6 protein-coding genes and 2 pseudogenes are annotated in these 7750 nt (G+C 70.1%); 3 read left to right on the forward strand and 5 right to left on the reverse strand.

Features of this window, described 5'->3' with window-relative positions:
• A pseudogene (locus x551_RS15985) lies at positions 1-1366 on the forward strand (aminopeptidase family protein P); the annotation flags it as partial.
• Positions 1367-1396: 30 nt separating this feature from the next.
• Here the strand turns inward: x551_RS15985 and x551_RS15990 are convergent.
• Positions 1397-2208 (reverse strand): annotated as a pseudogene (locus x551_RS15990) (TIGR00266 family protein).
• Between the two features lie 195 nt (positions 2209-2403).
• Here x551_RS15990 and x551_RS23630 point away from each other — a divergent pair.
• Positions 2404-3759, forward strand: a complete 1356-nt coding sequence (locus tag x551_RS23630) for a diguanylate cyclase (protein WP_051512087.1) — start codon at positions 2404-2406, stop codon at positions 3757-3759.
• On the opposite strand, the gene x551_RS24545 is transcribed toward x551_RS23630, so the two are convergent.
• Genes x551_RS24545 through x551_RS16015 form a run of 4 tightly spaced genes read right to left on the reverse strand, consistent with a single transcriptional unit; the run spans position 3645 to position 6766 of the window.
• Entirely contained in the window at positions 3645-4472 is an 828-nt protein-coding gene (locus x551_RS24545; protein WP_036249472.1) for a molybdate ABC transporter substrate-binding protein, read from the reverse strand. The genes x551_RS23630 and x551_RS24545 overlap by 115 nt on opposite strands.
• Positions 4469-5263 carry an extracellular solute-binding protein gene (locus x551_RS16005; RefSeq protein ID WP_253950396.1) on the reverse strand — a complete coding sequence of 265 codons (795 nt, stop codon included), beginning with the start codon at positions 5261-5263 and terminating at the stop codon, positions 4469-4471. The genes x551_RS24545 and x551_RS16005 overlap by 4 nt, the downstream gene beginning before the upstream one ends.
• Positions 5264-5298: 35 nt before the next feature.
• A complete protein-coding gene (locus x551_RS16010; protein ID WP_152543545.1) occupies positions 5299-6015 on the reverse strand; it encodes a phosphate ABC transporter ATP-binding protein in 717 nt (238 codons plus the stop codon).
• A complete protein-coding gene (locus tag x551_RS16015; protein WP_011829816.1) occupies positions 6008-6766 on the reverse strand; it encodes an ABC transporter permease in 759 nt (252 codons plus the stop codon). Before x551_RS16015 ends, x551_RS16010 begins: the two co-directional genes overlap by 8 nt.
• A gap of 94 nt (positions 6767-6860) precedes the next feature.
• Between x551_RS16015 and x551_RS16020 the strand changes: the two genes are divergently transcribed.
• On the forward strand, positions 6861-7750 hold an 890-nt coding region (locus tag x551_RS16020), incomplete at its 3' end, for a substrate-binding domain-containing protein (protein WP_051512091.1).

Genomic DNA, 7750 nt, shown 5'->3' on the forward strand with positions numbered 1-7750 from the left:
CGCCTGGCCGAGCGCCCCGCGCTGCCCGCGGTGCCGGTCTACGAGCACCGCGCACCGCACGCGCCGCACCGCGCAGCGAAAAGCTGGCGCACTGCGCGCGGCGATGGCGGCGCGCGGCGCGAGTCACCACCTCATCTCCACGCTGGACGACCTGGCCTGGCTGTTCAACCTGCGCGGTGCCGACGTCGACTACAACCCGGTGTTCCTGGCGCACGCGCTGGTGTCGGCCTCGGACGCCCTGCTGTTCATCGGCGAAGGCAAGGTCGACGCCGCACTGGCCGCGATGCTGGGTGCCGAGGGCGTGCAACTGCGACCCTACGGGCAGGCACGCACCGCGCTCGCCGCCCTGCCCGCCGATGCGCGCCTGCTGATCGATCCGCGGCGCGTGACGCTGGGGTTGCGTGAGGCGGTGCCGGCCTCGGTGCGGTTGATCGAGGCCGTGAACCCGTCCACGCTCGCGAAGAGCCGCAAGTCCGCCCCCGAGGCCGCCTTCATCCGCGAAGCGATGGCACGCGACGGTGCGGCGATGTGCGCCTTCTATGCCTGGTTCGAGAGCGCGCTCGGCCGCGAGCCGATCACCGAGCTGACCATCGACGAGCGCCTGAGCGCCGAACGAGCGCGCCAGCCCGACTACGTCTCGCTGAGCTTTCCAGTGATCGCCGGCTTCAATGCCAACGGTGCGATGCCGCACTATCGGGCCACGCCCGAAGCCCATGCGGTGATCTCCAGCACCGCCGGGGTCGCCGCCGACGGGCTGCTGTTGATCGACTCCGGCGCGCAGTACCTGGGCGGCACGACCGACATCACGCGCGTCTGGCCGATCGGCGAGCCGACCGAGGCGATGAAGCACGACTACACGCGGGTACTGAAGGGCACGATCGCGTTGAGCCAGACGCGCTTCCCGCGCGGCACGGCGAGCCCGATGCTCGACGCGATCGCGAGGGCGCCGCTGTGGGCTGCGTCGCTCGACTACGGGCATGGCACCGGCCACGGCGTCGGCTACTTCCTCAACGTGCACGAAGGCCCGCAGTCGATCAGCAAGGCCGTCCCGACGCCCGACATGGCGATGGAGCCAGGCATGGTCACCAGCATCGAGCCAGGCCTGTACCGACCGGGCCGCTGGGGCGTGCGCATCGAGAACCTGGTGCTCAACGTGACGGCGCCAGGCGACGAGTTCGGCGACTTCCTCGCATTCGAAACCCTGACGCTGTGCCCCATCGACACGCGCTGCCTGGAGCGTTCACTGCTGCGCGCCGACGAGATCGACTGGCTGAACCGCTACCACGCCACGGTGCGCGAGCGGCTCGTGCCGCTCGTCAGCGGCACGGCGCGGGCCTGGCTGCTGGCGCGCACGCAGCCGGTCTGATGCGGCGACGCGCGGTCGCCCGCTCGCGCGCTATTCCTCGTCGCCGCCCAGCACTGCGCCCAGCAGCCCCCCGGCGCCGAAGCCACCGAGCACCGAACCCTCCTCTCGCGAACCGCCCCGCTGCGGTGCTGCGGCGAACACCCGCGATGCGAGCCGCGAGAACGGCAGGCTCTGCAGCCACACCGTGCCCGGACCGGTCAGCTTGGCGAAGAACAGGCCTTCGCCACCGAACAGCGCCGTCTTGACCTTGCCGACGTACTGGATCTCGAAGTCGACGCTCTGCGTGTAGGCCACGACGCAACCGGTGTCGACCAGCAGCGTCTGTCCCGGCTGCAGTTCGCGCTTGAGCACGGTGCCGCCGGCATGCACGAAGGCCAGGCCGTCGCCGTCGAGCTTCTGCATGATGAAGCCCTCGCCGCCGAAGAAGCCGACCGACAGCTTGCGCTGGAAGGCAATGCCCAGCTGACGCCGCGCGCCGCGCACAGGAAGGCGTCCTTCTGGCAGATCAGCGTGCCGCCCAAGGTCCGCAGGTCCATCGGCAGGATCTTGCCGGGGTACGGCGCCGCGAACGCCACGCGCTGCTTGCTGCCGACGTTGTTGGTGTAGACCGTCGTGAACAGCGATTCGCCGGTCACCAGGCGCTTGCCGGCCCCCAGCAGCTTGCCGAAGAAGCCGCCCTGTTGCGCAGATGCGTCGCCGAACACCGTGTCCATGCCAATGCCGGCGTCCATGAACATCATGCTGCCGGCTTCGCCGATGGCGGCCTCGCCGGGGTCGAGTTCCACCTCGACGAACTGCATCTCTGCGCCTTTGATCTCGTAATCGATCACGTCCATCGCCATGCTCGGTCTCCGTCAGTGCGTTTGCGCACGATCTAGCGGGGCACGATGGTAGCGAAGTGCCGTGAACTCCTGCCGGCCCGCGAACGGCCTCCTGCGCCGGCGCCGCTCGGGACCTGACGTGCACCCCCTTTTGGGGGAGCCATCACCCACGCCTCGACTCCCAGAATCGCGGGTTACCCCTTGCAGAAACCGCCCGTGACCTCCGATTTCACGATCCACCTGCCGACGCTGATGCTGCTGGCCGTCGTCGTGATGGGAGCAACCGCGGCCATCATGTCGGTGTTCGGCCTGAGCCAGCGCGTCTACCGCGGCTACTGGTGGTGGGTGGGGGCCATGTGGCTGGCCACCCTGGGAGCGGCGCTGCACGGACTGCGCAACCTGTGGCCGGTGGCCGTGGTCCCGGCCTGCCTGCTGGTGATGGTCTGGCCGGTGTTGATCACCACCGGACTGCGCCGCTTCTTCTCGCGCGACCGGCAGTTCTCTTCGACGCGGATCGATGTCGCGCTGTATGTCGCCTGCTACCTCGGCTGGCTGGCTTGCTGGCTGGCTTCCGCGCCGCAGCCGATCCGGTCGCTGGCCTATGGCGCCGGCTCGCTGATCCTGCTGCTTTACGCCGCCGTTTTCATCGGCAAGCTCGACGACTTCCGCCGCAGTCCGGCCCTCAAGCTGCTGATGGCGGTGATGATCGTTCAGGCCGCCGTCCCCATGTTGCGCCTGGCGGGCATGTTCTCCCAGGGCGCCGGCGCGCTGCCCGCCCAATCGCTGGTGGTCACCGGCGTGGTGCTGCCGTTGCTCCTGAGCATGCTGTTCACGGTCTACCTCTGCCTGGTGCTCACGCACGAGCGCACCGTGCGCGACCTGCGCGAGACTCAGCGCCAGCTGCGCGTGCTGGCCGACATCGACATGCTCACCCAGGTGCCGAACCGCCGTCACTTCGAGGAATTGGCCACCGCGATCGTCGGCAACGGCGCCGCGCCGCCGTCGGTGCTGATGCTGTTCGACATCGACCATTTCAAGCACGTCAACGACAACCACGGCCATGCCGTCGGCGATGCGGCGCTGCGGCTGGTCGCCCGCTGCACGCGCGACACGCTGCGCACACGCGACGTGATGGGCCGTGTCGGGGGCGACGAGTTCATGCTGCTGCTGCCCGGTGCGAGCGTCGACGATGCGCTGCACGTGGCCGATCGCATCACGCGCAATCTCGACCTGGCGAGCAAGAACTTCCCGCTGCCGTTGAGTCTGAGCTTCGGCTGGTGCAGATCCAAACAGGCGAATCGCTCGCCGCCGCACAGCACCGCGCCGACCTCGCCCTCTACGAGGCCAAGCGCCAGGGCCGCCGCCGCGCCGTGCCGGCCCGGCAGGACGGGCCCGATACGGTGTTCGGTGAGAGCCGGTCGCTGGGGCTCGATCCGCTCTGAGGTCTGTCGACGACGTCAGCGCGGCGCGAACCCCTGCCGCGCCAACACCGCCTGCCCGGCCGGACCCAGCACAAAGTCGACGAACCGCTGGGCCCGCGGACCCGCACGCTCCAACAGCGCCACGCCGTAGTCGGCAGAAACGTTCACGTCCTCCGGCAGGTCGACGCGCTGCAAGGCAGGCAGTTCCTGTTGGGCCTGCTGGGCATTGGTGCAATAGGTGATGAACACATCGGCCTGCCCCGCCTCGAGCAGCGCCGCATAGACGCTGCGGCCGGCGGGGGGCGGTGGCGAGGCCGGCCCGCCGGTCAGCTTCAGGGCCTTGCGATCGAGCGATTCGTAGGCTCCGGCGTACGCAGCACCACGCCCGTCGATGCGGCGAAACAGTTCCCAGGTGTAGTCCCCCGAAGGATCGGCCTGGGGCGTGGACGTGCCCACGCGCACGGCAGGATCGAGCAGGCGGTCCAGCGCGTTGTCGGCCGTCACGCCGGCCTCGGGCCGCGCCAGCAGGCACAGGCGATTGCGCGTGAAGCGCTGCACCACGCCGGCCCGGCCGACAGCGGCCAGCGCCTGCGGGTGCGCCATGTTGGCTGAAGCAAACACCTCGGCCGCCTCGCCCGCCGACAGACGGTCCTTCAGCAGGCCGGATGCGCCGAACACGAAGCGCAGCGGCGCTCCGGGCTCGCGCGCCTCGAACTGCCGGCCGATCTCGGCCAGCGGGGCCCGCAGACTGCCTGCGGCGAAGACCACCAGTTCGCCGTCCGGCGCGCCGGCCCGGCTCGCCTCGCCCGTCATGCCCAGCGTCATCGTCACGGCGGCGACCAGAGCCAGCGCGGCGGCCTTCACTTGGTTGCGGCGTTCGGGAAGAACAGTTGCTGGCCCCCGATCTGGTAGCTGGCGATCGTGGCCTGGCCTTCCGCAGAGACCACCCAGTCGGCGAAGGCCTGCGCCAGGGCCGTCTTGGTGTGCGGGTGCTTGGCCGGATCGACCACGATCACGCCGTACTGGTTGAACAGGCGCTTGTCGCCCTCCACCAGCACGGCCAGGTCGGCGCGGTTCTTGAACGACAGCCAGGTACCGCGGTCCGCCAGCACATAGGCATTGCTGGACGCGGCGATGTTCAGCGCCGGGCCCATGCCGCAGCCGCATTCCTGGTAGCCGGCATAGGTGCCCTTCGGGGCCTCGATGCCGGCGGCCTTCCAGTAGCGCAGTTCGGCAGCATGCGTGCCGCTCTTGTCGCCACGTGACACGAAGCTCGACGGGCTCTTCGCCAGCGTGCCCAGCGCGGCCACGATGTCGGCGCCCTTCACGCCCACCGGATCGGCTTTCGGGCCGATCAGCACGAAGTCGTTGTACATCACGGGGCTACGCTTCAGGCCGTAGCCTTCGGCGACGAACTTCTCCTCGGCCGCCTGGTCATGGACGAACAGCACGTCGGCATCGCCGCGACGGCCCATGTCCAGCGCCTGGCCGGTACCGAGCGCCACCACCTTCACGTCGATGCCGCTGGCCTTCTTGAACGCCGGCAGCAGGTGCGCGAACAAGCCGGACTGCTCGGTCGACGTGGTCGACGCCATCACGATGCTCTTGTCCTGCGCGACCGCTGCGCCGGCCACGCCGAGCGCGATCGCGAACATGCCCAGATGGCGCAGCAGCGCCCGCCTGTCGAACTTCACCATGGCAACTCTCCTTTGAGAAACAACTTGGCCTCGGGCGGCAGCGCCACCCCCTCGAAAAACTGTGCGGCCGGCACGTCGGCCAGCACGCGGCCGTGCTCCAGGTACACGACGCGCTGCGCCAGCCGCTTCACCTGCCCCAGGTTGTGCGACGCCATCAACAGCGTCATGCCCTGCGTCGCGAACTCGGCGAGCAGGTTCTCGACCTCGCGCTTGGCACTCGGGTCAAGGCTGGCGGTCGGCTCGTCGAGCAGCAGCACGTCGGGCTGCAGCGCCCAGGCGCGCGCCAGCGCGAGTCGCTGCTGCTGGCCGCCCGACAACGCGCGCGCTGGACGCGCCGCCTCGGCGGCCAACCCGACGCGCTGCAAGGCCTGTGCGCTGCGCACCTTGGCCTCCTCGCCACGCACCCCGCCGAGCCACAGGCCCAGCCGCACGTTGGCCTGGACGGAAAGGCGGAACAGGAAGGGCCGCTGGAACAGCATCGCGAAGCGCAGCGGCCGGCCGTCGAGGGCCTCGCGCTGCCGGCGCACGCCGGCGCTCGGTGCGAGCAGCCCGTGCAGCACCCGCAGCAGCGTGCTCTTGCCCGAGCCGTTGGCCCCGACGAAGGCCACGCACTCCCCCGGGACGATGCTCAGGTTCACGGCGCGCAGCGCCTCGAGCGCGCCGTAGCGCAGGCCCACCGACTCCAGGGCAATCAAGGCCTGTTCAGCCATGCATCGCTCCTGCAGCCCGACTGCCGTCGCTTGCGCCGCCTTGCGCCGTCCCGTGCGAGCGCGTGCTCCAGGCACGCACCAGCGCGATCAGTACATTGAGCAGCAGCACCACGCCGAGCAGCACCATGCCCAGCGCGAGCGCCAGCGGCAAGTCGCCCTTGCTGGTCTCGAGCGCGATGGCGGTCGTCATCACGCGCGTGTGGCCATCGATGTTGCCGCCCACGATCATCACCGCACCCACCTCCGAGATCGCGCGGCCGAAGGCCGCCAGCATCACCGTCAGCAGCGCCAGCCGCTCGTCCCACAGCAGCAGCGCGCCGCTGGTCCAGCGGCCTGCCCCGAGCGAGCGCAGCTGCTCGCCGTGCTGCTTCCAGCTGTCGGCGATGGCCTCGCGCGTGAGCGCAGCCACCACCGGCACCACCAGCACCGTCTGCGCGATCACCATCGCTGTCGGCGTGAACAGCAGGCCCCATGCGCCGAGGGGGCCCGAGCGCGACAACAGCAGGTAGACCACCAGGCCCACCACGACCGAGGGCAGCGCCAGCAGCGTGTTGAGCAGCACCAGCACGCCGCGCCGGCCGGGAAACCGCAGCACCGCCAGCGCGGCGCCGCCGGCCAGGCCCACCGCGGCGGCCAATGCACAGGCGGTGCCGCTGATCCCGAGCGACAGACCCACGACGCGCAGCAATTGCGCATCGGCCTGCACGATCAGGCTCACGGCCGTGCGCACACTCTCGACAAAAGCATTCATTCCCTGGCCCGTTCCGGACGGCGTACGCCCTTGGGGCACACTGCAATCGTGGCGATGCTAGATATGCACGGACGCCAAATCGATATGAACGAGCATGCATAGCAACAACAACGACGACTCGCCTGCACCGACCCGTTCGCCGCAGCGCGTGCAGCTCACCTATTCGCTCGGGACCGACGGCGCCGCCGGGCCGGTGCATCACCCGCTGTTCGCGCTGCTCGACGCGCTGCACCGCGGCGGTTCGATCTCGGCCGCGGCCACGGCGCTGGGGTTCTCCTACCGGCATGTCTGGGGTGAACTGCGGCGCTGGGAGACCGAACTGGGCCGCTCGCTGATCATCTGGAACAAGGGCCAGCGTGCGGTGCTCACGTCCTTCGGCGACAAGCTGCTGTGGGCCGAGCGTCGGGCGCAGGCGCGGCTCGCGCCGCAGATCGAGTCGCTGCGCATGGAGCTGGAGCGCGCCTTCGCGGATGCCTTCGACGACCGCGTCGACGTGCTCAGCGTCTGCGCCAGCCATGACCAGGCGTTGCCGCTGCTGCGAGAACTGGCGCTGGCGGAACAGCTGCACCTCGACATCGAGTTCGCCGGCAGCCTCGACGCGTTGCACACCCTCGACGCCGGCGGCTGCCTGCTCGCCGGCTTCCACGTGCTGGACGGCGTGGCGCGCGGCTCGGTCAGTGCACGCACCTACCGCGCACGGTTGAAGCCGGGCCACCACAAGCTGATCGGCTTCGCGCAGCGCGTTCAGGGCGTGATGACGGCGCCCGGCAATCCGCTGAAGGTGGGGTCGCTGCACGACCTGTCGCGGCCCGGTCTGCGCTGGGTCGGGCGCCCCGAGGGCACCGGCACGCGGGTGCTGCTGGAGGAACTGATCGAACAGGCCGGCCTGAAGATGCCGGAGGCCTTTGCGCTGATCGAGCCGTCGCACGGCGCGGCCGCGCAGGCCGTGGCCAGCGGCGCGGCCGACGCGGCCTTCGGGCTGGA

Origin of the sequence: Methylibium sp. T29 (assembly GCF_000576205.1) — a bacterium.
Classification (GTDB): domain Bacteria; phylum Pseudomonadota; class Gammaproteobacteria; order Burkholderiales; family Burkholderiaceae_C; genus Methylibium; species Methylibium petroleiphilum.

Coding starts and splice junctions, on each gene's coding strand:
- x551_RS16010 (WP_152543545.1), bottom strand. CDS start 6,015: ATGGCTGAACAGGCCTTGATTGCCCTGGAGTCGGTGGGCCTGCGCTAC.
- x551_RS16015 (WP_011829816.1), bottom strand. CDS start 6,766: ATGAATGCTTTTGTCGAGAGTGTGCGCACGGCCGTGAGCCTGATCGTG.
- x551_RS16005 (WP_253950396.1), bottom strand. CDS start 5,263: ATGTTCGCGATCGCGCTCGGCGTGGCCGGCGCAGCGGTCGCGCAGGAC.